A 22,871-nucleotide genomic window follows, 5' to 3' on the forward strand; every position below is an offset into this window, starting at 1 on the left:
AACAGGCGCGTAGCTCAGCTGGTTAGAGCACCACCTTGACATGGTGGGGGTCGTTGGTTCGAGTCCAATCGCGCCTACCAAGCCCATCAGGCACTTGTGTGAAAACGCAGGTGCCTTTTTTGTTTTCCAAGAGGCGCCGCGCAGCCGCCCAACCGCGCGGCGGATTCAAGCTTGCGCGATGCGCGGCGCGCCGGCGGCGGGCGCCTGGCCCGAGTGCTGCAGTTGGAACTGCGCCGCCATGCTGGCGAGTTGGCGCGCCTGGTCTTGCAGCGCACCCGAGGCCGCCGAGGTCTGCTCGACCAGCGCGGCGTTCTGCTGCGTCACGCCGTCCAGATGGGCAACCGCCTGGTTGATCTGCGCCAGACCCTGCGATTGCTCACGGCTGGCCACGGCAATCTCGTCGACGATGTCGGCCACGCGCTCTATGCCCTCGACGATTTCCTGCATCGTGGCGCCGGCCTGCGCGACCTGCTCGCTGCCCACGTCCACCTTGGCGACCGAGGCGGTGATCAAGTCCTTGATCTCGCGCGCGGCCTCGGCGCTGCGCTGCGCGAGCGAGCGCACTTCGCTGGCGACGACGGCAAAGCCGCGCCCCTGTTCGCCCGCGCGCGCCGCCTCGACCGCGGCGTTGAGCGCGAGGATGTTGGTCTGGAAGGCGATGGAGTCGATCACGCCGATGATGTCCGCGATCTTGCGCGAGGAAGCATTGATCTCCTCCATGGTCTGCACCACCTGCCCGACCACGCGCCCGCCGCGCTGGGCGACGCTGGTGGCGTGGGCGGCGAGCTGATTGGCCTGGGCGGCGCTGTCGGCGTTGTGCTGCACCGTGCCCGAGAGCTCTTCGGTGGAAGACGCGGTCTGCTCCAGCGCGCTGGCCTGCTGTTCGGTGCGCGCCGACAGGTCGGTGGTGCCGGCCGCCACTTGCACCGAGGCGCCGGCAATCGCCTGGGCGCCATCGCGCACCTGGCCGATCATGCGGTTGAGCTTGCTGCGCATGGTCTCCATCTGGCCGAGCATGGCCGCGATCTCGTCGCGCCCCTGCACGCTGATGGGTTGGGTCAGGTCGTTTGCCGCGATCGCCGCCGCGGCGGCATTGGCCGCGCGAAAGCCGCTGAGCAGGCGCGACAGCAGCAACAGGCCCAGCAGCGAAGCCGGCAGGCCCAGCAGCAGCGCCGCCAGCGCAAATACCAGCAGGCCGCTGCGATAGCGGCTCTCGGCGCCCTGGTAGGCGGCGTCGGCCTGGGCGACCTGCTCGGCGCGAAACTCGTGCGCCGCCGCGATCAACGCCTCGCCTTCGCCGCGACCGGCGGCAAGAAAGGCCTGCATCACCGGTGCAGAAAAATCCTCCTGCGCCAGCGCCGCAGTGGCCTTGTCCAGTTGCGCAACCCAGGCAAGGCGCGCGGCCTGCAGCTTCTGCGCCAGCGCCCTCTCGCGCGCTGAGGCAGCGGCGTCCTCCAGGCGCTGCACTTTTTGCGCAACCACCGCACGGTTGGCCTTGACCGCGTCCAGGTGCTGGCCCAGCGGATGGTCGTGCAGCGCGGCCAGCGGGCTGTCGCCCGCATGCTGGAAGGCCAGCAGCACCTGCAGGCGGTTTTGCACCGTGAGATCGGCCGCGTCGGCCGCTTCCAGCGCCAGCGCCATCGCGTGTTCATGCACCGCCTTGAGGCTGTCGCGCGCCGCCGCAAGGCCCCAGTAGCTCACGGCGATGATGGCCGCGCCCGAGAGCCAGCAGCCGCACAGGACCAGAAGAAATCGTTGGGTGATGCGCAGTTGGTTCCACATGGCGGTCAATTGCAGGAGGCCGTAATGAATGAAAGCCGCCGCGCAGCAGCGTCGGCACAAATTGAAACAAGGATGGTAGCGGAGGTTCCGCCGCCGTTTTGTCACCCAGATGGCAGGGCGGCGCAGACCTTGGTGCCGGGGCTGGCGCCGGCCGGTCGGGATGTCGGGACGAGCGGGGGCGCTTCCTATAATCAGCATTTCCCACCCCAAGCAGGACATGACCAAATTCGTCTTTGTCACCGGCGGTGTGGTGTCTTCCCTGGGCAAGGGGATCGCCTCTGCCTCGCTGGCCGCGATCCTGGAGTCGCGAGGCCTGAAGGTCACCCTCGTCAAGCTCGACCCTTACATCAACGTCGATCCGGGCACGATGAGCCCGTTTCAGCACGGCGAGGTCTTCGTCACCGACGACGGCGCCGAGACCGACCTGGACCTGGGCCACTATGAGCGCTTCATCGAAACGCGCATGCGCCAGGCGAACAACTTCACCACCGGGCGCATCTACCAGAGCGTGCTCGAAAAAGAGCGCCGCGGCGACTACCTGGGCAAGACGGTGCAGGTGATTCCGCACATCACCAATGAGATCCAGGAATTCATCAAGCGCGGCGCGGGCCTGGGCACGAGCGAAGCGGTCGACGTGGCAATCTGCGAGATCGGCGGCACCGTGGGCGACATCGAGTCGCTGCCCTTCCTGGAAGCCGCGCGCCAGTTCGCGCTCAAGCTCGGGCCGAACAACACCGCCTTCGTACACCTGACCTACCTGCCCTGGATCGCCACGGCCGGCGAACTCAAGACCAAGCCGACCCAGCACACGGTGCAGAAACTGCGCGAGATCGGTATCCAGCCCGATGCGCTGCTGTGCCGCGCGCAGCACGCAGTGCCCACCGAAGAGCGCGAGAAGATCTCGCTCTTTACCAACGTGCCTGAATGGGGCGTGATCAGCATGTGGGACGTGGACACCATCTACAAGGTGCCGCGCATGCTGCACGAGCAAGGGCTCGACGGCCTGATCTGCGACAAGCTGCGCCTGAACACGCGCCCGGCCAGCCTGCAGCGCTGGGACGACCTGGTGCACGAATGCGAAAACCCCCAGGGCGAAGTGCACGTGGCCATGGTAGGCAAGTACGTCGAGCTGACCGACGCCTACAAGTCGGTGAACGAGGCGCTCAAGCACGCCGGCATGCACAACCATGTGCGCGTGCACATCACCCATCTGGATTCGGAGACCATCAGCGACGCCAACGCCCAGGCGCGGCTGGGGCAGTTCGACGCCATCCTGGTACCTGGCGGCTTTGGCTCGCGCGGCATCGAGGGCAAGATATCCACCGCCCGCTACGCGCGCGAGCACCAGTTGCCCTACCTGGGCATTTGCCTGGGCATGCAGGTCGCGACCATCGAGTACGCACGCCACGTGGCCGGCCTTGCCAATGCCAACTCGACCGAGTTCGACCCCGCAACGCCCCACCCGGTCATCGCCCTGATCACCGAATGGCAAGACCAGGACGGCAGCGTCAAGCAGCGCAACGAACACTCCGACCTGGGCGGCACCATGCGCCTGGGCGCGCAGTCTTCGGACGTGCAGCCTGGCACGCTCGCGCACCGCATCTACGGCGACGTGGTGACCGAGCGCCACCGCCACCGCTACGAAGCAAACGTGCAGTATCTGGACCGGCTGCGTGCGGCGGGCCTGGTGATCTCCGCCCTGACCCAGCGCGAGCAGCTGACCGAGATCGTCGAGTTGGCGCAGAAGGTGCACCCCTTCTTCATCGGCGTGCAATTTCACCCCGAATTCAAGTCCGCGCCCTGGAGCGGCCACCCGCTGTTCAACGCCTTCATCGCCGCAGCCGTGGCGCACGCCAAGGGCAGGCAGGCATGAAGCTCTGCGGTTTTGACATCGGGCTCGATCGCCCCTTCTTTCTGATCGCCGGCCCCTGCGTGGTCGAGAGCGAGCAACTGCAGCTGGACGTGGCCGGGCAGCTCAAGGAGATCTGCCAGGGCCTTGGCGTGCCCTTCATCTTCAAGAGCAGTTTCGACAAGGCCAACCGCTCCTCGGGCGAGAGCTTTCGCGGGCCGGGCATGGAAAAAGGCCTGGAGATTCTGGCCAAGGTGAAAACGCAGATCGGCGTGCCGGTACTCACCGACGTACACACCGAGGCCGAGGTGCCGCACGTGGCCGCCGTGGTGGACGTGCTGCAGACGCCGGCCTTCCTGTGCCGCCAGACCGACTTCATCCGCGCCTGCGCGCAGTCGGGCAAACCGGTGAACATCAAGAAGGGCCAGTTTCTCGCGCCGCACGACATGAAGAACGTCATCGCCAAGGCCCGGGCCGCCGCGCGCGAAAAAGGGCTGGACGAAGACAGCTTCATGGCCTGTGAGCGCGGCGCGAGCTTTGGCTACAACAACCTGGTGAGCGACATGAGGAGCCTGGCCATCCTGCGCGAAACCGGTGCGCCCGTGGTGTTCGATGCCACGCACAGCGTGCAACTGCCCGGCGGCATGGGCACGAGCAGCGGCGGCCAGCGCGAAATGGTGCCGGTGCTGGCGCGCGCGGCCGTGGCCGTGGGCGTGGCCGGCCTGTTCATGGAAACCCACCCCGACCCGGCGCATGCGCTCTCCGACGGGCCCAACGCCGTGCCGCTCAAGCACATGCGCGCGCTGCTCGAATCGCTCACCGAACTCGACGCGGCCACCAAGCGCCGCCCCTTTCTTGAAAACGACTTTGGAGTCTGAAACCATGCCCTGTGGCTACATCATCGCGTCGGTGGACATCACCAACCCCGAGGCCTACGACGTCTACAAGAAGCTCAGCACCGAGGCCATCCGCGTGCATGGCGCCGAGGTGCTGGTGCGCGGCGGTGCGGTGCACACCCTGGAGGGCGACTGGGATCCGGGGCGCACGGTGGTGCTGAAGTTTCCCAGCGTCGAGGCGGCCAAGACCTACTGGGATTCGCCCGAATACCGCGCCGCGCGCGCGGCGCGCGAAGGCGCCTGCACCATGCGCATGGTCGTGGTTGAAGGCGCCTGAGCAATTTTGATAGCTGCGAGCGCTTGCCAGTCAAGCGTTTGAGCCCGTTTTCATGCAGAAACAGACTTGCTCTGCTCTGACACCCATCGAAGGAAGAAGCCATGAGTGCCATCGTTGACATCGTAGGCCGCGAAGTGCTGGACAGCCGCGGCAACCCCACCGTCGAATGCGACGTGCTGCTCGAATCGGGCGTGATGGGGCGCGCAGCCGTACCCTCGGGCGCCTCCACCGGCTCGCGCGAGGCCATCGAGCTGCGCGACGGCGACAAGAGCCGCTACGGCGGCAAGGGCGTGCTCAAGGCGGTGCACCATATCAACACCGAAATCTCCGAAGCGGTGCTGGGGCTGGACGCTTCCGAGCAGGCCTTTCTGGACAAGACCCTGATCGATCTGGACGGCACCGAAAACAAGGCCCGCCTGGGCGCCAACGCCTTGCTGGCCGTCTCCATGGCCGTGGCGCGCGCCGCGGCTGAAGAAGCCGGCCTGCCGCTGTACCGCTACTTCGGCGGCATGGGCGGCTGCCAGTTGCCGGTGCCGATGATGAACGTGATCAACGGCGGCGCGCACGCCAACAACGGGCTGGACATTCAAGAGTTCATGATCATCCCCGTAGGCGCCGACAGCTTTCGCGAAGCGCTGCGCTGGGGCGCCGAGGTGTTCCATGCGCTCAAGAAGATCATTGCCGACAAGGGCCTGAGCACGGCCGTGGGCGACGAAGGCGGCTTTGCCCCCCGCGTGGAAAACCACGAGGCCGCGATCGGGCTCATCCTGCAGGCGATCGAGGCCGCAGGCTACACCGCGGGCGAGAAGATTGCGCTCGGCCTGGACTGCGCCTCCAGCGAGTTCTACAAGGACGGGCAGTACGTGCTGGAGGGCGAAGGCGGCCTGAAACTCGATGCCCAGCAGTGGAGCGACATGCTCGCTACCTGGGTGGACAAATACCCCATCATCAGCATCGAGGACGGCATGGCCGAGGGCGACTGGGACGGCTGGAAGCTGCTGACCGAGCGCCTGGGCGAGAACGTGCAGCTCGTGGGTGACGACCTGTTCGTCACAAACACCAAAATCCTCAAGGAAGGCATCGCCAAGGGCGTGGCCAACTCCATCCTGATCAAGATCAACCAGATCGGCACGCTCACCGAAACCTTCGCCGCGATCGAGATGGCCAAGCGCGCGGGCTACACCGCCGTAGTCAGCCACCGCTCGGGCGAGACCGAGGACAGCACCATCGCCGACATCGCCGTCGGCCTGAACGCCGGGCAGATCAAGACCGGCTCCTTGAGCCGCAGTGATCGCATCGCCAAGTACAACCAGTTGCTGCGCATCGAGGAAGACCTGGGCGACGTGGCCGAATACCCGGGCCGCGCGGCGTTCTACAACCTGCGCTGAAGCGGCCCGCGACCTGACGGTCACGGTTTGCATCTTGGGCTCGCGCACCGTCGCCCTGCTGCTGCTGCTCCTGCTGCTGCTCATTCACGTGCAGCTCTGGAGCGGGCGCGGCAACCTGAGCGAAGTGGCGAGCATGCGCGCCGAGCTGCGTCAGCAGCAAGAGGCCAACGCCCGCGCGCGCGCAGCCAATGAGCTGCTGCAGGCCGAAGTGCAAGACCTGCGCCAGGGCCTGGATATCGTCGAAGAAAAGGCGCGCAGCGAACTGGGCATGGTCAAGCCCGGCGAGGTCTACGTCGAGGTCGTGCCCGAGCGCCGCCCGCGCCGCTGAGGCCGGGCGGCATCAGGCGCCAGCGCAGCAGCAGATGCGCCATGGTGCGCGGGCTCCGCGCCTTGCCCTTGCTCAAACGCCCGCACAAACGCATCCAGATGCGCGAGCAAGGCGCGCAGCGCCGCGCTGTTGTGGCGCCGCTGCATGTAGGCGGCGTGCAGCCAGACATTGGACGGTGAAAACTCCGCGAGCAGCCCTTCGAGTTCGCCGCTGTCCAGCCAGCGCGCAAGCGAACGGCGCGGCGCCCACATCACGCCCAGGCCTTGCAGCGCCAGCGCGATCAATGCCGACTGCAGACTGGCGTGCACGCGCGGCTGCAGGCTCAGCTCCAGCGGCGCGCCCTTGACCTCAAACATCCAGTGCAGCACGCGCCCGCTCGGGCCGTGTGCAAGTTGCGCATGCGTGAGCAAGTCGCGCGGCTCCCTGGGCCGGCCGTGCCGGCTCCAGTAGCCAGGCGTGGCGGCCGCAACGTAGTCCAGCGGCAAGAGACGGCGCACGATCAGCGCCTCGTCCTGGATTGGCCCGACGCGAAAGGCCAGGTCCACGCCCTCGTCGGCCAGATCGACGACGCGGTCGGTCACATGCATGTCGAGCTGCACGTCGGGGTAGCGCTGCAGGAAGTCTGCGAGCATCGCCGGCAGGTCGGAATCCACCAGGCCGTAGGGCATTGCCAGCGCCAGACGGCCGCTGGGGCGGGTGGCGCGCTCGTGCAGCTCGCCGGTGGTCAGATCGATCAGCTCGAGCAGCGCGCTGCTGCGCTCGAACAGCAGTTGACCCGCGTCGGTGAGCGACACCTTGCGCGTGGTGCGGTTGAACAGCCGCAGGCCAAAACGCTCTTCCAGCCGCGCCACCGCCTTGCTCACGCTGGCGGGCGACACCCCTTGCGCCGCCGCCGTGGCCGAAAAGCTGCCGCGGCGCGCGACTTCGCGAAAAATCTGTATCAGGTCCAGGGAATCCATGGCGGCTTGCTCTGCGCGGATGAAACACTGTAGTGGACCGGCTACCCCGCCTCGGAAACTTGCCCGGCTGCAAGCCTGCACATTGCCAAGCAGGCGCTGCCCTACCCAAAAAGCGTTTATTCTGTCACCATTTGACACACTGAGCGGCCGACCCCGGCACACGAAGCCGGGTGTGCCGCATCTTCCGGAGCAAGGACCATGAATCTGTCTCAGTGGAAAGTTCGCACGCGTCTGACCGTCGGCTTCGGCGCCGTCTGCCTCTTGCTGCTCGTGTGCATCGCCACCGGGGTGCTGGCGCTGCGCAGCACCACCCAGGGCCTGGACGACGTGGTGGGCGAGGCCATGCCCACGATCTCGGCCTCCAATCAGTTGCTGACCGAAACCAACACCATCGCGATTGCGCTGCGCAACATCATGATCAGCACCAACAAGGAGGACCGCGAGGCCCAGATCAAGCTGATCGAGCAGGCGCGCAGCAGCACCGACACCTGGCTCGCGCAGCTCGAGCCCGTCATGCGCACCGACCAGGAGCGCGCGCTGATGGACAAGATGAAGGCCGAGCGCGCGGCGTATTTCAAGGGTGAGCAGGCGCTGCGCGACCTGGTCTTCAACGACACCGCTGCGGCAGCGCGCAACTTCCTCAACGACGAGCTGCGCCCGGTGCTTGCAAGCTACAAGAGCGCCATCCAGGCCGTGATCACCGCCGAGACCGGCGCCGCGACCGAGCAGGGTCAGCGCGCGCGCGCGGGGGCAAGCCAGGCGGTCACGCTGCTGCTCGCTCTGGGCCTCGCCGCGCTGGCACTGGCGCTGGCGCTGGGCTGGCTGATCGCGCGCAGCCTGCTGCGCGAGCTCGGCGGCGAGCCGGCCGTGGCGGCGCAACTGGCCACCGCCGTGGCGCAGGGCGACTTCACTCGCGACATGGCGGTGCGCGAGGGCGACAGTGCCAGCCTGATCGCGCAGCTTGCGGCCATGAAGGACAGACTTGCCGCAGTGGTCGGCCAGGTGCGCGCCAGCTCGGACGGCGTGGCGGTGGCCGCGAGCGAAATCGCCCAGGGCAACCAGGACTTGTCGGCGCGCACCGAAAGCCAGGCAAGCGCGCTGGAGCAGACCGCCGCCTCGATGGAAGAGCTTGGCGCCACGGTGCGCCAGAACGCCGACAGCGCCAGCCAGGCCAACCAGCTGGCGCGCAATGCCTCGGAAGTGGCGGTGCGCGGCGGCGGCGCGGTAGACCAGATGGTGCAGACCATGCGGGGCATACACGAGAGCTCCACGCGCATTGCCGACATCATCGGGGTGATAGACGGCATTGCGTTTCAGACCAACATCCTCGCGCTCAATGCGGCCGTGGAGGCCGCGCGCGCCGGCGAGCAGGGCCGGGGCTTTGCCGTGGTGGCCGGCGAAGTGCGCTCGCTGGCCGGGCGCTCGGCCGAGGCGGCCAAGGAAATCAAGCGCCTGATCCAGGAAAGCGTGGAGCGCGTGGACCAGGGCAGCCGCCTGGCCGACCAGGCCGGCGCCACGATGGGCGAGGTGGTGCAAAGCATCCAGCGCGTCACCGACATCGTGGCCGAGATCAGCGCAGCCAGCAGCGAGCAGGCCGGCGGCGTGGCGCAGGTGGGCGAGGCCATCACGCAGATGGACCAGACCACGCAGCAAAACGCCGCGCTGGTCGAGCAGATGGCCGCAGCCGCTGCCAGCCTGCGCGGCCAGGCGCAGCAACTGGTGCAGGCGGTGGCGGTGTTCAAGCTGGCCGCCGGCGCCGATGTCCGGCCGGCGCCCGCCCCGCGCGCCGCGCCGGTGCCCGTGCCCGCACCGCAGCCAGCGCAGGCGACGGCTGCCGGCCCGCGCAAGCAGGTGGCGGCCGCCAGCAGCCGCAGCGCGCCGCGCCTGGCACATGCCCAGGCGCCCGCACCGGCTGCGGCCGGCGCCAGCGAAGGGGAGTGGGAGTCGTTCTGAGGCGCCCCCGCCGCGCCTATTGCACGCGCGAAGGCGGCGGCGGCTGCTTGCCGGCTGCCGTGAAGAGCTGCTGCGCGTCGATCGCGTCAAAGCGGTATTGGCGTCCGCAGTATTCGCAGCCCACCTCGACCTCGCCGCGCTCTTCAATGATGGAGTTCACCTCAGGCTCGCCCAGGCCGCGCAGCATCTCGGCCACGCGCTCGCGCGAGCAGGTACAGGCAAAGCGCGGCCCTTGCGCGCCGGTGAGCGGCGCAAACGCCATCAGGCGTTCCTGCCAGAACAGGCGCCGCAACACCTCGGCGGGCGCGAGCGTCAGCAGTTCTTCGCGGCGCAAGCTGGCCGCCAGCGTCGCAATGCGCTCAAAGTCCAGGTCGGGCGGCAATTCGCGCTCGCCCAGATTGCCTTCGCCGCTCAAGGGCATGCGCTGCACCAGCAGGCCCGCCGCCACCTCTTGATTGGCGGCGAGCACCAGCACCGTGGGCAACTGCTCGGAGCGCTGCATGTAGTGCTGCAAGCCCTGGCCGAGCTCGGCAAAAGGCTTGCCTGCATCGTCGGCCAGCGCGACGATGCCCTGGTAGGGCTGCTGGCCGGGCGCACGCTGGCGCGGGTCCAGCGTGATCGCGCAGCGCCCGGCGCCGCCGCCATTGACCAGCTCGGCAAGCTGCGCGTCGTCCGCCACCGGCGCCGCGACCGAGGCGGTCGCGCGCAACTGCAGGCTGCTGTCCACCTGCGCCACCGCCAGGCGCACCGGGCCGTCGCCGGCGATCTGCAGGATGAGCGTGCCGTCGTACTTGACGTGGGCGTGCATCAGCGCCGCGCCGGCCAGCATCTCGCCCAGCAACCGGGCGACGGCGCCGGGGTAGGCGCCGGTTTCGGTGTTGGCCGCGCGGCGCGCGAGCAGCTCGCGCCAGGCGTCGTCCAGACGCACGATGGCGCCGCGCACCGGCAGGCCGTCAAAGAGGAAGCGTTGGAGTTCGGACACCGGGCGCCGCTCAATCCAGGCGCTTGAGCCCGGCGCGAAAACGCCGCGCATTGTCCTGGTAATGGCGCGCGCTCCAGCGCAAGCCCTCAATCTGCTCGACGCTGAGCGTGCGCACCACGCGCGCGGGCGAACCTATGATCATCGAGCCGTCGGGAAACTCCTTGCCTTCGGTGACCAGGGCGCCCGCGCCCACCAGGCAGTTCTTGCCGATCTTCGCGCCGTTGAGCACCACCGCGCCTATGCCGATCAGCGATTCGTCGCCTATGGTGCAGCCGTGCAGCATCACCATGTGGCCTATGGTCACGTCGCGCCCTATGGTCAGCGGCATGCCTTCGTCGGCATGCAGCACGCTGGCGTCCTGCACGTTGCTGCCTGCGCCCACGGTGATGTGGGCGGTGTCGCCGCGCACCACGGCGCCGAACCAGATGCTGCTGTCCTCTTGCAGCGTCACGCCGCCCATGACCTGGGCGCTGTCGGCCACCCAGCTCGTTGCCGCCACCTGCGGCGCCAGACCGTCGAGTGCATAGATCGCCATCGGGGTCACCTTCCTGAAACGCTCAAAACTACAATTGTAGGGATGGAGTTGCGCAGCCGCGCCCTGCACCTGCTGGGCCTGACCGATATTGAAGAAAAACCGGCTCTAACGCTTGCCCTGCAAGCGCGAACAGCTACGCTTGAGATAGCAACCGAGACGGTGTTCACCGAGCCGCCCGACCTGCCCGGCCACCCCGCGCGGCCCGTGCTGGTAGAGCACACCGCGCTGGGCCGGCGCTCGCCCGCCACCGCCCGCGGGCGCGCGGCGCTGATCCATGCAATTTGTCATATCGAGTTCAATGCGATCAACCTCGCGCTCGATGCGATCTGGCGCTTTGCCGGCATGCCGCGCGCGTATTACCTGGACTGGCTGAGCGTCGCCGCCGAGGAAGCGCGCCACTTCAGCCTGCTGCGCGAGCACCTGCGCGTGCATCTGGGCCACGACTACGGCGACTTTGCCGCGCACCAGGGGCTGTGGAGCATGTGCGAGAAGACCGCGGGCGACATCGTCGCGCGCATGGCCCTGGTGCCGCGCACGCTGGAAGCGCGCGGCCTGGACGCAACGCCGCAGATCCAGCGCAAGCTGCGCCAGGTCGGCACGCCGGACGCGCTTGCGGCCTGCGACATCCTGGAGCTGATCCTGCGTGAGGAAATCGGCCATGTCGCCATCGGCAACCACTGGTACCACTGGCTGTGCCGGCGCGACGGCCTGCAGCCTCTGACCCACTATGCGCAGTTGGCCGCACGCCATGGCGCACCGCGCGCCAAGCCGCCGCTGAACCTGGCGGCGCGCCAGGCCGCGGGCTTCAGCGACGAAGAGCTGCGCTGGCTGAGCCAGCCCTCGGACTGAGGCCACGCCTTGCCTACAATGGCCCGCAAGCTGGCGCTCGCGCGCCTACCCGGGAAACGACAGCGTTTATGACCGACACCTCCGCAAGCACCACGGCCAGCCAGGGCGCCCTGAGCGGGGCCATGATCGCGCGCCAGGCGATCATGAACGGCAGGCAGACCGTGGTGGGCTATGAGCTGCTGGACCGCTCGCACGGCCGCAGCGACCACACCGCAGCGAGCGACGTGTTGGTGATGTTCGCCGCCCTCTCGCACGCCGGCGCCGAAGAGCTGGTGGGCAAGTCGCTGCTGTTCGTCAACTGCACGCACGAAAGCCTCTCGGGCGGGCACCTGGAGCTGGTCAACCCCGAGAAAATCGTGCTCGAGATCCCGTCGCTCGGCCTGGCCGCGGCCGACGAGGTGCAGGCGCGCCAGCCGCTGCTCGCCGCGCTGCGCGAGCGCGGCTTTCACCTGGCTTTCAACCAGACGGTGCTGGAATCGGCCTACGCGCCCTGGCTGCCGCTGGCGGACTTCATCAAGCTCGACCTGTCGGTGCTGCCCGCCGACCAGGCGACGGTGCTGATCAACTACGCGCAGCGCTCGAGCAAGGCCGAGCTGATCGCCGAAAAGATAGAGACTGCGCAGCAGTACGACATGGTCTCCTCGCTCGGCGTGGAGCTGTTTCAAGGCTATTGGTTCGCACGCCCGGCGCTGGTGCAGACCAAGCTGCTCAGCCCGCAGCAGGCGCACATCGTGGAGTTGCTCAACCTGGTGCGCCGCCAGGCCAGCACCGACGAGATCGAGGAAGTGCTCAAGAAGGACGCAGGCCTGGCCTTCAACCTCATGCGCCTGATCAATTCGGCCGGGCTGGGTCTGCACCATGAGGTCAGCTCGTTTCGCCAGGCGGTGATGCTGCTCGGGCTCAAGAAGCTGTTTCGCTGGGCGGCGCTCTTGCTCACCGCCGCGCGCCACGGCGGCCCGCCGCCGGCCGTGGGCCAGACCGCGGTGGTGCGCGGGCGCTTCATGGAGCTGCTGGCGCAGGAGTTCCTGGACGCGGAGCAGGCCGACGAGGCCTTCCTCGTGGGCATGTTCTCCATGCTCGACCAGATGCTGGGCATGCCGCTGGACAAGGCGCTGCAACTGCTCGGGCTGCCTGGCACCATCGTCAACCAGATCGAGCACCACGAGGGGCGCCTGGGCCAGTTGCTGCTGCTGGTACGCGCCTGCGAGACCAACGACGACTCCGACTTCTACAGCGCACTGCAAAATACCCCGCTTACCAGCCAGCAAGTGAACATGGCCCATCTGCAGGCGTTGGCCTGGTCCGACCAGATGTGCGAGCTGTGACTTGCCGCGTCGCCCCACAGGTTTTTCCATGACTGAATCTGCCGCAAGCACCGCCGCCGCGCAGGCGGACAACGCCATCGTCATCGCCCGCCAGGCCATCCTGGACAGCCAGCGCGCCGTCTTTGGCTACGAACTGTTCGACCGCAGCACCGGCGCGCACGAGCACACCGCCGCCACCGATGCGGCGGTGCTGTTCAACGCCCTGTCCTACGCCGGATCGGAAAACCTCATAGGGCGCAACACCGTCTTCATCAACTGCACGCACGACAGCCTGGTGGGCGCGCACCTGGAGCTGATCCATCCGCAGAAAGTGGTGCTCGAGGTGCCGGTGCTCGGCCCGCAGGCGAGCAGCGAGGAGATCGAGAGCAAGGTCGGCGTGCTGCAGGCGCTCAGGGAGCGCGGCTTTCGCATTGCGCTGGACCAGAACGCGCTGCGCAAGGCCTACGCCGCCTGGCTGCCGCTGGCCCACTTCATCAAGCTGGACATGCTGGCTTTCAAGCCCGAGCTGAGCGAGCCGCTGGTGAAGTTTGCGCGCGCCTCCTGCCCCAAGGCCACGCTGGTGGCCGAGAAGGTGGAAACGCCCGAGCAGTACGAACGCATGGCGGCGCTGGGCGTGACGCTGTTTCAGGGCTACTGGTTCGCCAAGCCCACCGAGGTCAAGGCCAAGACGCTGCGGCCCTCGCAGGCGGTGATCCTGCAGCTCATCAACCTGGTGCGCAAGCAGGGCGAGATCGACGAGATCGAGCAGTTGCTCAAGAAAGACCCGACGCTGTCCTTCAACCTGCTGCGCTTCATCAACTCCTCGGGCTTCGGGCTGTCGATGGAGATCACCTCGTTTCGCCATGCGGTGATGATTCTTGGCCTGAAGAAGCTGTTTCGCTGGGCCGCGCTCTTGCTCACCACCTCGCGCAATACCGGCACACCGCTGGCGGTGGGCCAGACCGCAGTGGTGCGCGGGCGCCTGATGGAGCTGCTGGCCGCCGAGATGCTGCCGCCCGAGGAGGCGGACAACGCCTTCGTGGTCGGCGTGTTCTCGCTGCTGGACGTGATGCTCGGCGTGCCGCTGGAGCGCGCGCTGGAGAGCGTGTCGCTGCCCGAGTCCGTGGTCGATGCGCTGCTGCACCACAAGGGCGTGTTCGCGCCCTTCCTGGAGCTCACGCGCGCCTGCGAATCAGGCGACGACGAGGCCTTTGCGCGCGCCGCCGGCCAGCTGCACATGTCGGGCCACCAGATCAACATGGCGCACATGCAGGCACTCACCTGGGCCGACGACCTGCTGGCCGGCAACGCCTGAGGCAGCGGGCCGGTTTCAGCCGCGCGGATGGTGGCGCGCGTGCAATTGCTTGAGGCGCTCGCGCGCCACATGGGTGTAGATGGTGGTGGTGGCAATGTCGGCGTGGCCGAGAAGCAGCTGCACCACGCGCAGGTCTGCGCCGTGGTTGAGCAAATGGGTGGCAAAGGCGTGGCGCAGCGTGTGCGGTGACAGCGGCGCGGTGATGCCGGCGCTGGCCGCATGCTTTTTCACCAACACCCAGAACATCACGCGCGTCATTGCGCCGCCGCGGCGCGTCACGAACAAATCTTGGCTCTGCTGGCCGGCGAGAATGGCTTCGCGCGCCTCGCCCAGATAGCGCTGCAGCCAGTCGCCGGCGAGCTCGCCCAGCGGCACCAGGCGCTCCTTGCTGCCTTTACCCAGCACCCGTACCACGCCTTCGGCTAGCCCGAGCTGAAAAACCTTCAGGCCCACGAGCTCGCTCACCCGCAGGCCGCTGGCGTACATCAGCTCGAGCATGGCGCGGTCGCGCAGGCCCAGCGGCGTGGCGGTGTCGGGCGCGGCCAGCAGCGCCTCCACCTGGGCCTGGCTGAGCGTGCCCGGTAGGCGCGGCGGCTGGCGCGCGGCCAGCAGGCGCAGCGTCGGGTCGGCCGCCACCAGGCCTTGCTGGAGCGCCCAGTGGTAGAAGCGCCGAAACACCGTGAGGCGCCGGTTGGCGGTGCTGGCGCGGGTGCGCGCATGGCGCGCCGCAAAGTAGCCGTTGAGCTGCGCCTCCGTGGCCTGCAGCAGGTCGCCGCCCTGCTCTTGCAGCCAGGCGGCCAGCGCGCGCAGATCGCGCCGGTAGGCCTGCAAGGTGTTGGCCGCCAGGCCGTCCTGCAGCCACAGCGCGTCGGCAAAGCGGTCCACCAGCGGGTGCTGGGCGTCGTCGGGCTGCGGAGGCTCGGGGCTGGGCATCGCGGATCGCCCCGATTTCGGGGGAAATCCCTAGGAAGTTGCTGAAGCTGGCGGCGGCAAAGCGCCGCTCTTGCGCTATTCTGCCCCCTCTCGTGTCACACAAAGGAGTTACCCCCATGCGCTGGATACGCACGCTTTGCTGCAGCATCGGCCTGAGCGCCGCCTTCATGGCCCCGGGCGCGATGGCGCAGCAGACCTTCGTCAACGTACTCACCGGCGGGCAAAGCGGGGTGTACTACCCCCTGGGTGTCTCGCTCGCCCAGATTTATGGCAAGACCATACCCAACGCCCGCGCCACCGCCCAGGTGACCAAGGCGTCGGCCGAAAACCTCAATCTGCTGCAAGCGGGCCGTGGCGAGCTGGCCTTCACGCTGGGCGACGCGCTCTCGGACGCCTGGAAGGGCGACGCCGAAGCGGGCTTTACCAAGAAGCTGGACAAGCTGCGCGGCCTCTCGGCCACGTACAACAACGTGATCCAGATCGTGGCCAACGCCGATTCGGGCATCAAGACGCTGGCCGACCTCAAGGGCAAGCGCCTGTCCGTGGGCGCGGCGCGCTCGGGCACCGAACTGAACGCGCGCGCCATCCTCAAGGCTGCCGGCCTCAGCTACCAGGACCTGGGCAAGGTCGAATACCTGCCGTTTGGCGAGTCTGTGGAGCTGATCAAGAACCGCCAGCTTGACGCGACGCTGCAGTCCGCGGGCCTGGGCGTGGCCTCGATCCGCGACCTGGCCACTTCGGTGAAGATCGTCGTCGTGCCGGTGCCCGCCGACGTGGTCGCCAAGGTGGGCGATCCGGCCTACCAGCCCACGGTGATCCCGGCCAATACCTATACCGGCCAGACCGAGGACGTGCAGACGGCCGCCATCCCGAACTTCCTCGTCACGCATTCGGGCCTCTCCGACGAGCTCGCCTACGAGATGGCCAAGCAGCTCTACGCCAACCTGGAGACGCTGCACGCCGCGCACAACGCGGCCAAGGCAATCAAGCTGGAGAACGCCGTCAAGGGCATGCCGGTGCCGCTGCACCCCGGGGCCGAGCGCTACTACAAGGAAGTCGGCGTCATCAAGTAAGGCGGCGCAGGCACGCTCCCAACCCAGCCCCCGCCCGGGGGCTTTTTTGAGACTGGAACCCCTTTCATGAGCGATCCGGACATCGAACATGTGCCGCTGCGCGGCGCCGCCTTCTGGGTGGCGGTGCTGTTTTCCAGCTTTCAGATCTGGACCGCGGCCTTCCAGCCCATGTCCAGCCAGGTGATACGCGCGATCCACGTAGGCTTCGTGATCTGGCTGGTGCTGATCCTCTACCCGCCGTTCAAGGGCGCACCGGCGCCGCTGGCGCGCATCGGGCGCGTGGCCGGCTGGGCGCTGGGCTTGCTTGGCTTTGTCTGCAGCTTTTACTACTGGATCTTCGAGTCCGACCTGACGGCGCGCGCCGGCGAGATCGTCGGCTGGGACTGGTTCGTCGGCATCGTCATGCTGGCGCTGGTGTTCGAAGCCACGCGCCGCGCCATGGGCTGGGGCCTGCCGGTGATCTGCGGCATCTTCCTGGCCTACGGGCTGTTTGGCGAGCACTTGCCGGGGCTGCTCACGCACCGCGGCTATGGCGCTGACCAGATCCTGAGCACGCTGTCCTTCGGCACCGAAGGCATCTTCGGCACGCCGACCTACGTCTCCTCGACCTACATCTATCTGTTCATCCTGTTCGGCGCCTTCCTGGAGCAGGCCGGGATGATCGATTTGTTCACCGACTTCGCCATGGGCACCGTGGGCCACACCAAGGGCGGGCCGGCCAAGGTGTCGGTGATCTCGTCGGCGCTGATGGGCACGATCAACGGCTCGGGCGTGGCCAACGTGGTGACCACGGGACAGTTCACCATTCCCTTGATGAAGCGCTTTGGCTACGCGCCCGCGTTTGCCGGCGGCGTGGAGGCCACGGCCAGCATGGGCGGGCAAATCATGCCGCCGGTGATGGGGGCTGTGGCCTTCATCATGGCCGAGACCATCAACGTGCCGTATGTGGACATCGTCAAGGCCGCGGTGATTCCGGCCATGCTCTACTTCTTCACCGCCTTCTGGATGGTGCACCTGGAGGCCGGGCGCAAAGGGCTGCTGGGCCTGCCCAAGGACGAATGCCCCAACCCCTGGACGGCGGTGCGCCAGCGCTGGCATCTGCTGCTGCCGCTGATCGGGCTGGTGTGGCTGCTGTTTGCCGGCTACACGCCGATGTTCTCCGGCACGATCGGCCTGGCGCTCACCGTGGTGCTGATCTTCGGCTCGGCCGTGCTCACGGGTGTCAGGCGCACCACGCTGCGCGTGGTCTTCTGGGTGCTGCTGGGCCTGGCCTGCGCGGGCTTCTTCCAGTTTGGCGTGGGCACCTTCTTCGTGGTGACCGCGCTGCTGGTGGCGCTGACTTACCTGCGCCGCACCGGGCAGGACGCGCGCAAGCTGGCGATCAACGCGCTGGCCGACGGCGCGCGCCACGCGCTGCCGGTGGCTGCGGCCTGCGCCATCGTCGGCGTGATCATTGGCGTGATCAACCTCACCGGCGTAGCGGCCGAACTGGGCGGCCAGGTGATCGCGATCGGCGAGAACAACCTCTTCCTCGCGCTGTTCTTCACCATGCTGATCTGCCTGGTGCTGGGCATGGGCATACCGACCATCCCCAACTACATCATCACCAGCTCGCTGGCCGCGCCGGTGCTGCTCAAGCTGGGCGTGCCGCTGCTGGTGTCGCACATGTTCGTCTTCTACTTCGGCATCATGGCCGACCTCACGCCGCCGGTGGCGCTGGCCGCGTTTGCCGCGGCGCCGATTGCCAACGAAAGCGGCATGAAGATCGGCTTTCAGGCGGTGCGCATCGCGATCGCCGGCTTCATCGTGCCCTACATGGCGGTCTACGACCCGGCGCTGATGGCGCAGAGCACGAGCGTGCTGGCGATCGCCTGGGTGACGTTCAAGGCCATCGTCGCCGTGGGCTTCTGGGGCGCGGGCGCGATCGGCTACCTGCGCGGGCGGCTCAACTGGTTCGAGCGGCTGTTTGCGATTGCCGCCGCCTGCCTGCTGGTAGCGGCCGTGCCCTGGACGGACGAAGCCGGCATGGCCTGCTGCGCGCTGTTCATCGTCTGGCACTGGTGGCGTACGCGCGCGCGGCCGGTGGCGCTGCAGGCCTAGCCGCATGGCTCTGGGCATCTGTCTGGCACTTGCCGCGGCGGCGCATGCGGCGCCGGTCTTTGTGCCGGGCGCGCATTTCACGCTCGCCTGGACGCATTCGATAGAAAAGCAGCGCTGGGAGGAGGACTACCTGGTGCATGCCGGGCCGCCGCGCCTGGAAGCGGGCGCGGCGCGCATTCGCGGCTCGGCCGCCGGCATGGAGCCGCCGCCCGATGCGCGCCTGGTCGATGGCTGGTACCGCTACCAGCCCGCGCGCTGGCCGCAGACGCCGCTGCGTCTCACCCGCTCGGAGTTCACCGCCGACTTCGACCTGTGCACCGGCGGCTCTTGCCGCCCCATGGCCGAGCTGCTGCCCTCGGACGGCGGCATCACGCTGCTCAGCCCCTGCGCCCAATGAACGTCGCTGCGCTGCTGCTGCCGGATTTTTCCCTAATCCTCGCGGGTTGGCTGATCTGCCGCTTCACGCCGCTCAACCGCAGCGTCTGGCATCCGCTGGAGCGGCTGGTGTACTACCTGCTGTTTCCCATCCTGCTGTTCCTGTCTATCGTCAAGAGCCCGATCGAGGTAGGCCCCGCTTCCAGTCTGATTGCTGCGGGCCTGCTGCTGAGCTGCGGCGGCATCGCGCTGTCCTGGAGCCTGCCGCACCTGCCGCTGCTGGCGCGCCACATCGCGCCGCGCGAGCATGCGGGCGCGGCGCAGGTGGCGTTTCGCTTCAACTCCTACATCGCGCTGGCGCTGGCCTCGCGCCTGGCGGGCGAAGCGGGTTCGCAGGCCGTGGCCATCCTGATCGGGGTGTGCGTGCCCCTCATCAACGTGGCCGCCGTCTGGCCCATGGCGCGCCAGAGCGAAAGCCGAGTGCTGCACGAGCTGGCGCGCAACCCCTTGATCATCGCCACTGTCTCTGGCCTGGCATTCAACCTCGCGGGCCTTGCGCTGCCCGGCTGGCTCACGCCGCAACTGCAGCGTGTGGGCGCCACTGCGGTGCCGCTGGGCCTGATGGCGGTGGGCGCAGGCATGCACTGGGGCCAGTTGCAAAACAGCCGGGTGCTGACGGCGGGCGTGCTCGCCATCCGCCATGTACTGATGCCGCTGTGGGCCTGGGTGCTGGCGCGGCTGCTGGGGCTGGGCACGGTGCAGGCCAGCGTGCTCATCGCCTTTGCCGCCCTGCCTACCGCATCGAGCTGCTATGTGCTGGCGGTGCAGATGGGCTACCGCGGGCCGTATGTGGCGGGGCTGATCACGCTGTCGCACATCGTGGCGCTGGCCAGCCTGCCTTTGGCTTTGCGGTTTCTCTCCTGAAACAATAGCTGCTTGCACCTGCTGGGCAAGCGTTTTAGGCCGATTTGGCTTGTAATTTCAAGTGGCTTGCTTCAACCTTGCTTCAAAGCCCAAACCACATGCTCATGCACCAAAGCGCTCGGATGATCCAGCCGTGACCGCAGCGCCGCGCGGATGCTCTCGGCCTGCGCAGCGCTCGCCTGGCGCAAGGCATTGCCCAGGGCGACCGCCACGTTGCGCAGCCAGCGCTCGTGGTTGATGCGCCGGATCGGGCCGCCTTCGGTGCGCTTGAGAAAGGTCTCCTCATCCCAGAGGAACAGATCGACGAGCTGCTGACCAACGAGCGGCGCGCGCTCGTCAAAGTCGGGTATCTCGGTCTTTTGCGCGTACTTGTTCCAGGGGCAGACGGTCTGGCAGTCGTCGCAGCCGTAGATGTGGTTGCCCATCAGGGGGCGCAGCTCCTCCGGGATGGCGCCCTTGTTCTCTATGGTGAGGTAGGAGATGCAGCGGCGCGCATCCACCACGCCCGGCGCGACGATGGCCTGAGTCGGGCAGACGTCGATGCAGGCGGTGCAGCTGCCGCAGTGGGCGCTGACCGGCGCAGTTTCCTGCAGCTGGAAATCGACGTAGATCTCGCCCAGGAAGAACATTGAACCCGCATCGCGCGAGAGGATGAGCGAATGCAGCCCCTGCCAGCCCTGGCCGCTGCGCCGCGCGAGCTCTTTTTCCAGCACCGGGGCCGAGTCGGAAAACGCGCGGTGGCCAAACGGCCCCACCGCCTCGGCGATGCGCTCGCACAATTTGTTCAGCCGCGCGCGCACCACCTTGTGGTAGTCCCGCCCGCGGGCATAGAGCGAGACCACGCCCTCCATCGGCTGCTCCAGCCGGGCGCGCTCGCGCGCGGCCCAGTCGGCTGGCGTGGCGCGCGGCAGGTAGGGCATGCGCGCGGTGATCACGCTCAAGGTGCCGGGCAGCAGCTCGGCCGGGCGGGTACGCTTGCTGCCGTGCTGCACCATGTAATGCAGATCGCCGTGGTAGCCCTTGGCCAGCCAGTCGAGAAAGTCCGGCTCGGCCGAGGACAGGTCCACGCCCGAGACACCGATTTGGGAAAATCCCAGCTCGCGCGCCCAGGTGCGGATCTGCACCAGCAGTTTGTCGCCGTCCACCATCTCGCCGATTGTAGAAATGCCCCCCTCCACCCTCACGCTGCACTGGTCTTGCGAAGCCGACACCGAACGCTTCGCCCAGCGCCTGGCGCGCGCGCCGCAACTGGCGAACGCCTTCATCGCGCTGCAGGGAGAGCTCGGTGCGGGCAAGACCACGCTGGTGCGCCACCTGCTGCGCGCGCTGGGCGTGAGCGGCCGCATCAAGAGCCCGACCTATGCGGTGGTCGAACCCTATGCCGTGGGCGATCTGGCCATCTGGCATTTTGATTTCTACCGATTCGATGATCCGCGCGAATGGGAGGACGCGGGCTTTCGCGACATCTTCGCCAGCCCCGGGCTGAAACTGGCAGAATGGCCACAAAATGCCCAAAAGTGCTTGCCCGATGCGGATTTGGCCCTTGAAATTGAAGTAGAGGATGATGAAAATAGGCGCGTCACGCTGCGTGCGGCCACTCCCCGGGGCCACGCGCTGCTGAGCGAGCTGGCCCCACCATGCGCAGACCCCTGAAGCCCTCCCCCCTGCAGCGGCGCACCCTGTTGCAAGCCGGCACGCTGGCCTTGCTGCTGGGCCGCCAGCACCTGGCGCGCGGGGCCAGCATCGTGGCGGTACGCATCTGGCCGGCGCAGGACTATTCGCGCGTCACCATAGAGTCGGACCAGCCGCTCGCGGCCACCCAGCAGTTCGTCCCCGAGCCGCCGCGCCTGGCGGTGGACATCGCCGGCATGGACCTGAACCCCGAGCTGCGTGAGCTGGTCGGCAAGGTACGCGCGGACGACCCCAACATTGCCGCGATCCGCGTCGGGCAGTTTCAGCCCGGCGTGGTGCGCCTGGTGCTCGACCTCAAGCACGACGCGCGCCCGCAGGTGTTCTCGCTGCCACCGGTGGCCGCCTACCGCAATCGTCTGGTGCTGGACCTCTACCCCGCCGAGGCACCCGATCCGCTGGCCAGCCTGATCGCCGAGCGCGCGGGCCATCCGCTCGACACCAGCACCGCGGCGCTGCCCGCGCCCGACCCTCTGGGCGAGCTGATCGCCCAGCGCCAATCCGCCGCCAGCATGCCGGCTGCGGGCGTCTTGCCCCCGAGCCCAGCCGCTGGCCAGCCGCTGGCCATGCCGCCGGCAGTGCCGGCGCAGCCGCCGACGCCGGCGGCGCCCGCGCTGGTGCGCGGCACCGACCGCATCATCATCGTCGCGCTCGACCCCGGCCATGGCGGTGAAGACCCGGGCGCCATCGGCCCCGGCGGCACGCGCGAAAAGGACGTGGTGCTCAAGGTCGCCCACCTGCTGCGCGAGCGCATCAACGCCACCACCATCGGAGGCAACCCCATGCGCGCCTACATGACGCGCGACGCCGACTTCTTCGTACCGCTGGCCACGCGCGTGGCCAAGGCGCGCCGGGTGCAGGCCGATCTGTTCGTCTCCATCCATGCCGACGCCTTCACCTCGCCCGCGGCGCGCGGCGCCAGCGTCTTCGCACTGAGCGAAAGCGGCGCCTCCAGCTCGGCCGCGCGCTGGCTCGCGAACAAGGAAAACCAGGCCGACCTGATCGGCGGCGTGAACGTCGGCGTGCAAGACCGCCAGGTGCAGCGCGCGTTGCTGGACATGAGCACCACCGCGCAAATCAACGACAGCCTCAAGCTCGGCGGCGTGCTGCTGGGCGAGATCGGCGCCATGGCCAAGCTGCACAAGCCGCGGGTGGAGCAGGCCGGCTTTGCGGTGCTCAAGGCGCCCGACATCCCCAGCGTGCTGGTGGAAACCGCCTTCATCAGCAATCCCGAGGAAGAAGCGCGCCTGCGCTCGAGCGCCTACCAGGAACGGCTGGCCGATGCGCTGATGCGCGGCATCCGCCGCTACTTCGCCAAGAACCCGCCGCTGGCGCGCAGCCGCACCATCTGAACCTGTCA

General features: G+C 67.9%; 21 protein-coding genes and 1 tRNA gene. 16 read left to right on the forward strand and 6 right to left on the reverse strand.

The window, feature by feature from the left end:
• Positions 1 to 3 precede the first annotated feature (3 nt).
• Positions 4 to 80: transfer RNA gene (locus KUD94_RS06835), tRNA-Val, on the forward strand.
• 85 nt (positions 81 to 165) lie between these two features.
• Here KUD94_RS06835 and KUD94_RS06840 read toward each other — a convergent pair.
• Positions 166 to 1,782 carry a methyl-accepting chemotaxis protein gene (locus KUD94_RS06840; RefSeq protein WP_218239036.1) on the reverse strand — a complete coding sequence of 539 codons (1,617 nt, stop codon included), beginning with the start codon at positions 1,780 to 1,782 and terminating at the stop codon, positions 166 to 168.
• 217 nt (positions 1,783 to 1,999) lie between these two features.
• On the opposite strand from KUD94_RS06840, the gene KUD94_RS06845 reads away from it, so the two are divergent.
• The 5 genes from KUD94_RS06845 (at position 2,000) to ftsB (ending at position 6,520) form a co-directional block, all read left to right on the forward strand.
• Positions 2,000 to 3,655 (forward strand): CTP synthase, encoded by a 1,656-nt coding sequence (locus KUD94_RS06845; protein ID WP_218239037.1) that lies wholly within the window; start codon positions 2,000 to 2,002, stop codon positions 3,653 to 3,655.
• Positions 3,652 to 4,509 (forward strand): 3-deoxy-8-phosphooctulonate synthase, encoded by an 858-nt coding sequence (kdsA, locus tag KUD94_RS06850; protein WP_218239039.1) that lies wholly within the window; start codon positions 3,652 to 3,654, stop codon positions 4,507 to 4,509. Before KUD94_RS06845 ends, kdsA begins: the two co-directional genes overlap by 4 nt.
• A gap of 4 nt (positions 4,510 to 4,513) precedes the next feature.
• Entirely contained in the window at positions 4,514 to 4,804 is a 291-nt protein-coding gene (locus KUD94_RS06855; RefSeq protein WP_218239040.1) for a DUF1330 domain-containing protein, read from the forward strand.
• 101 nt (positions 4,805 to 4,905) lie between these two features.
• A complete protein-coding gene (gene eno, locus KUD94_RS06860) occupies positions 4,906 to 6,192 on the forward strand; it encodes a phosphopyruvate hydratase (RefSeq protein WP_218239041.1) in 1,287 nt (428 codons plus the stop codon).
• Positions 6,193 to 6,226: 34 nt separating this feature from the next.
• Positions 6,227 to 6,520 (forward strand): cell division protein FtsB, encoded by a 294-nt coding sequence (ftsB, locus tag KUD94_RS06865; RefSeq protein ID WP_218239042.1) that lies wholly within the window; start codon positions 6,227 to 6,229, stop codon positions 6,518 to 6,520.
• On the opposite strand, the gene KUD94_RS06870 is transcribed toward ftsB, so the two are convergent.
• Complete coding sequence (locus KUD94_RS06870) at positions 6,481 to 7,479, reverse strand: LysR family transcriptional regulator (RefSeq protein ID WP_218239043.1); 999 nt, start codon at positions 7,477 to 7,479, stop codon at positions 6,481 to 6,483. The two genes, ftsB and KUD94_RS06870, sit on opposite strands and share 40 nt — an antisense overlap.
• Before the next feature lie 198 nt (positions 7,480 to 7,677).
• On the opposite strand from KUD94_RS06870, the gene KUD94_RS14840 reads away from it, so the two are divergent.
• Complete coding sequence (locus tag KUD94_RS14840) at positions 7,678 to 9,432, forward strand: methyl-accepting chemotaxis protein (RefSeq protein WP_218239044.1); 1,755 nt, start codon at positions 7,678 to 7,680, stop codon at positions 9,430 to 9,432.
• Between the two features lie 16 nt (positions 9,433 to 9,448).
• Here the strand turns inward: KUD94_RS14840 and KUD94_RS06880 are convergent, their stop codons facing one another.
• Both KUD94_RS06880 and KUD94_RS06885 read right to left on the reverse strand, forming a co-directional pair.
• Entirely contained in the window at positions 9,449 to 10,414 is a 966-nt protein-coding gene (locus KUD94_RS06880) for an Hsp33 family molecular chaperone HslO (RefSeq protein WP_218239045.1), read from the reverse strand.
• Positions 10,415 to 10,424: 10 nt separating this feature from the next.
• Positions 10,425 to 10,949 (reverse strand): gamma carbonic anhydrase family protein, encoded by a 525-nt coding sequence (locus KUD94_RS06885; RefSeq protein WP_218239046.1) that lies wholly within the window; start codon positions 10,947 to 10,949, stop codon positions 10,425 to 10,427.
• Between the two features lie 42 nt (positions 10,950 to 10,991).
• Between KUD94_RS06885 and KUD94_RS06890 the strand changes: the two genes are divergently transcribed.
• The 3 genes from KUD94_RS06890 to KUD94_RS06900 all read left to right on the forward strand — a co-directional run bounded on the left by KUD94_RS06890 (position 10,992) and on the right by KUD94_RS06900 (position 14,417).
• Positions 10,992 to 11,798 (forward strand): ferritin-like domain-containing protein, encoded by an 807-nt coding sequence (locus KUD94_RS06890; RefSeq protein WP_218239047.1) that lies wholly within the window; start codon positions 10,992 to 10,994, stop codon positions 11,796 to 11,798.
• A gap of 68 nt (positions 11,799 to 11,866) precedes the next feature.
• Positions 11,867 to 13,123 (forward strand): EAL and HDOD domain-containing protein, encoded by a 1,257-nt coding sequence (locus tag KUD94_RS06895; protein ID WP_218239048.1) that lies wholly within the window; start codon positions 11,867 to 11,869, stop codon positions 13,121 to 13,123.
• A gap of 28 nt (positions 13,124 to 13,151) precedes the next feature.
• Positions 13,152 to 14,417: an EAL and HDOD domain-containing protein gene (locus KUD94_RS06900; protein ID WP_218239049.1), complete on the forward strand. Its 1,266-nt coding sequence runs from the start codon at positions 13,152 to 13,154 to the stop codon at positions 14,415 to 14,417.
• Between the two features lie 15 nt (positions 14,418 to 14,432).
• Here KUD94_RS06900 and xerD read toward each other — a convergent pair whose 3' ends face one another.
• Complete coding sequence (gene xerD / locus KUD94_RS06905) at positions 14,433 to 15,350, reverse strand: site-specific tyrosine recombinase XerD (protein WP_218239050.1); 918 nt, start codon at positions 15,348 to 15,350, stop codon at positions 14,433 to 14,435.
• Positions 15,351 to 15,466: 116 nt separating this feature from the next.
• Here xerD and KUD94_RS06910 point away from each other — a divergent pair, with 116 nt between their 5' ends.
• From KUD94_RS06910 to KUD94_RS06925, 4 genes are all read left to right on the forward strand, one after another.
• The gene (locus tag KUD94_RS06910; RefSeq protein ID WP_218239051.1) at positions 15,467 to 16,423 is read left to right on the forward strand and encodes a TAXI family TRAP transporter solute-binding subunit; all 957 of its coding nucleotides are present in this window, start codon (positions 15,467 to 15,469) and stop codon (positions 16,421 to 16,423) included.
• Positions 16,424 to 16,489: 66 nt separating this feature from the next.
• The gene (locus tag KUD94_RS06915) at positions 16,490 to 18,523 is read left to right on the forward strand and encodes a TRAP transporter permease (RefSeq protein WP_218239053.1); all 2,034 of its coding nucleotides are present in this window, start codon (positions 16,490 to 16,492) and stop codon (positions 18,521 to 18,523) included.
• Between the two features lie 4 nt (positions 18,524 to 18,527).
• Complete coding sequence (locus KUD94_RS06920) at positions 18,528 to 18,920, forward strand: DUF1850 domain-containing protein (protein WP_218239054.1); 393 nt, start codon at positions 18,528 to 18,530, stop codon at positions 18,918 to 18,920.
• A complete protein-coding gene (locus KUD94_RS06925) occupies positions 18,917 to 19,822 on the forward strand; it encodes an AEC family transporter (RefSeq protein WP_218239055.1) in 906 nt (301 codons plus the stop codon). Before KUD94_RS06920 ends, KUD94_RS06925 begins: the two co-directional genes overlap by 4 nt.
• 71 nt (positions 19,823 to 19,893) lie before the next feature.
• Here the strand turns inward: KUD94_RS06925 and queG are convergent, their stop codons facing one another.
• Positions 19,894 to 20,970: a tRNA epoxyqueuosine(34) reductase QueG gene (queG, locus tag KUD94_RS06930; RefSeq protein WP_218239056.1), complete on the reverse strand. Its 1,077-nt coding sequence runs from the start codon at positions 20,968 to 20,970 to the stop codon at positions 19,894 to 19,896.
• Between the two features lie 16 nt (positions 20,971 to 20,986).
• Between queG and tsaE the strand changes: the two genes are divergently transcribed.
• Positions 20,987 to 21,475 (forward strand): tRNA (adenosine(37)-N6)-threonylcarbamoyltransferase complex ATPase subunit type 1 TsaE, encoded by a 489-nt coding sequence (gene tsaE / locus KUD94_RS06935; protein ID WP_218239057.1) that lies wholly within the window; start codon positions 20,987 to 20,989, stop codon positions 21,473 to 21,475.
• Positions 21,460 to 22,863: an N-acetylmuramoyl-L-alanine amidase gene (locus KUD94_RS06940; protein ID WP_218239058.1), complete on the forward strand. Its 1,404-nt coding sequence runs from the start codon at positions 21,460 to 21,462 to the stop codon at positions 22,861 to 22,863. Before tsaE ends, KUD94_RS06940 begins: the two co-directional genes overlap by 16 nt.
• Positions 22,864 to 22,871 lie beyond the last annotated feature (8 nt).

It is taken from the genome of Comamonas sp. NLF-1-9 (assembly GCF_019195435.1).
Lineage (GTDB): Bacteria > Pseudomonadota > Gammaproteobacteria > Burkholderiales > Burkholderiaceae_C > Comamonas_C.

Coding starts and splice junctions, on each gene's coding strand:
- KUD94_RS06840 (WP_218239036.1), bottom strand. CDS start 1,782: ATGTGGAACCAACTGCGCATCACCCAACGATTTCTTCTGGTCCTGTGC.
- KUD94_RS06845 (WP_218239037.1), top strand. CDS start 2,000: ATGACCAAATTCGTCTTTGTCACCGGCGGTGTGGTGTCTTCCCTGGGC.
- kdsA (WP_218239039.1), top strand. CDS start 3,652: ATGAAGCTCTGCGGTTTTGACATCGGGCTCGATCGCCCCTTCTTTCTG.
- KUD94_RS06855 (WP_218239040.1), top strand. CDS start 4,514: ATGCCCTGTGGCTACATCATCGCGTCGGTGGACATCACCAACCCCGAG.
- eno (WP_218239041.1), top strand. CDS start 4,906: ATGAGTGCCATCGTTGACATCGTAGGCCGCGAAGTGCTGGACAGCCGC.
- KUD94_RS06870 (WP_218239043.1), bottom strand. CDS start 7,479: ATGGATTCCCTGGACCTGATACAGATTTTTCGCGAAGTCGCGCGCCGC.
- KUD94_RS14840 (WP_218239044.1), top strand. CDS start 7,678: ATGAATCTGTCTCAGTGGAAAGTTCGCACGCGTCTGACCGTCGGCTTC.
- KUD94_RS06885 (WP_218239046.1), bottom strand. CDS start 10,949: ATGGCGATCTATGCACTCGACGGTCTGGCGCCGCAGGTGGCGGCAACG.
- KUD94_RS06890 (WP_218239047.1), top strand. CDS start 10,992: ATGGAGTTGCGCAGCCGCGCCCTGCACCTGCTGGGCCTGACCGATATT.
- KUD94_RS06895 (WP_218239048.1), top strand. CDS start 11,867: ATGACCGACACCTCCGCAAGCACCACGGCCAGCCAGGGCGCCCTGAGC.
- KUD94_RS06900 (WP_218239049.1), top strand. CDS start 13,152: ATGACTGAATCTGCCGCAAGCACCGCCGCCGCGCAGGCGGACAACGCC.
- xerD (WP_218239050.1), bottom strand. CDS start 15,350: ATGCCCAGCCCCGAGCCTCCGCAGCCCGACGACGCCCAGCACCCGCTG.
- KUD94_RS06910 (WP_218239051.1), top strand. CDS start 15,467: ATGCGCTGGATACGCACGCTTTGCTGCAGCATCGGCCTGAGCGCCGCC.
- KUD94_RS06915 (WP_218239053.1), top strand. CDS start 16,490: ATGAGCGATCCGGACATCGAACATGTGCCGCTGCGCGGCGCCGCCTTC.
- KUD94_RS06920 (WP_218239054.1), top strand. CDS start 18,528: ATGGCTCTGGGCATCTGTCTGGCACTTGCCGCGGCGGCGCATGCGGCG.
- KUD94_RS06925 (WP_218239055.1), top strand. CDS start 18,917: ATGAACGTCGCTGCGCTGCTGCTGCCGGATTTTTCCCTAATCCTCGCG.
- queG (WP_218239056.1), bottom strand. CDS start 20,970: ATGGTGGACGGCGACAAACTGCTGGTGCAGATCCGCACCTGGGCGCGC.
- tsaE (WP_218239057.1), top strand. CDS start 20,987: ATGCCCCCCTCCACCCTCACGCTGCACTGGTCTTGCGAAGCCGACACC.
- KUD94_RS06940 (WP_218239058.1), top strand. CDS start 21,460: ATGCGCAGACCCCTGAAGCCCTCCCCCCTGCAGCGGCGCACCCTGTTG.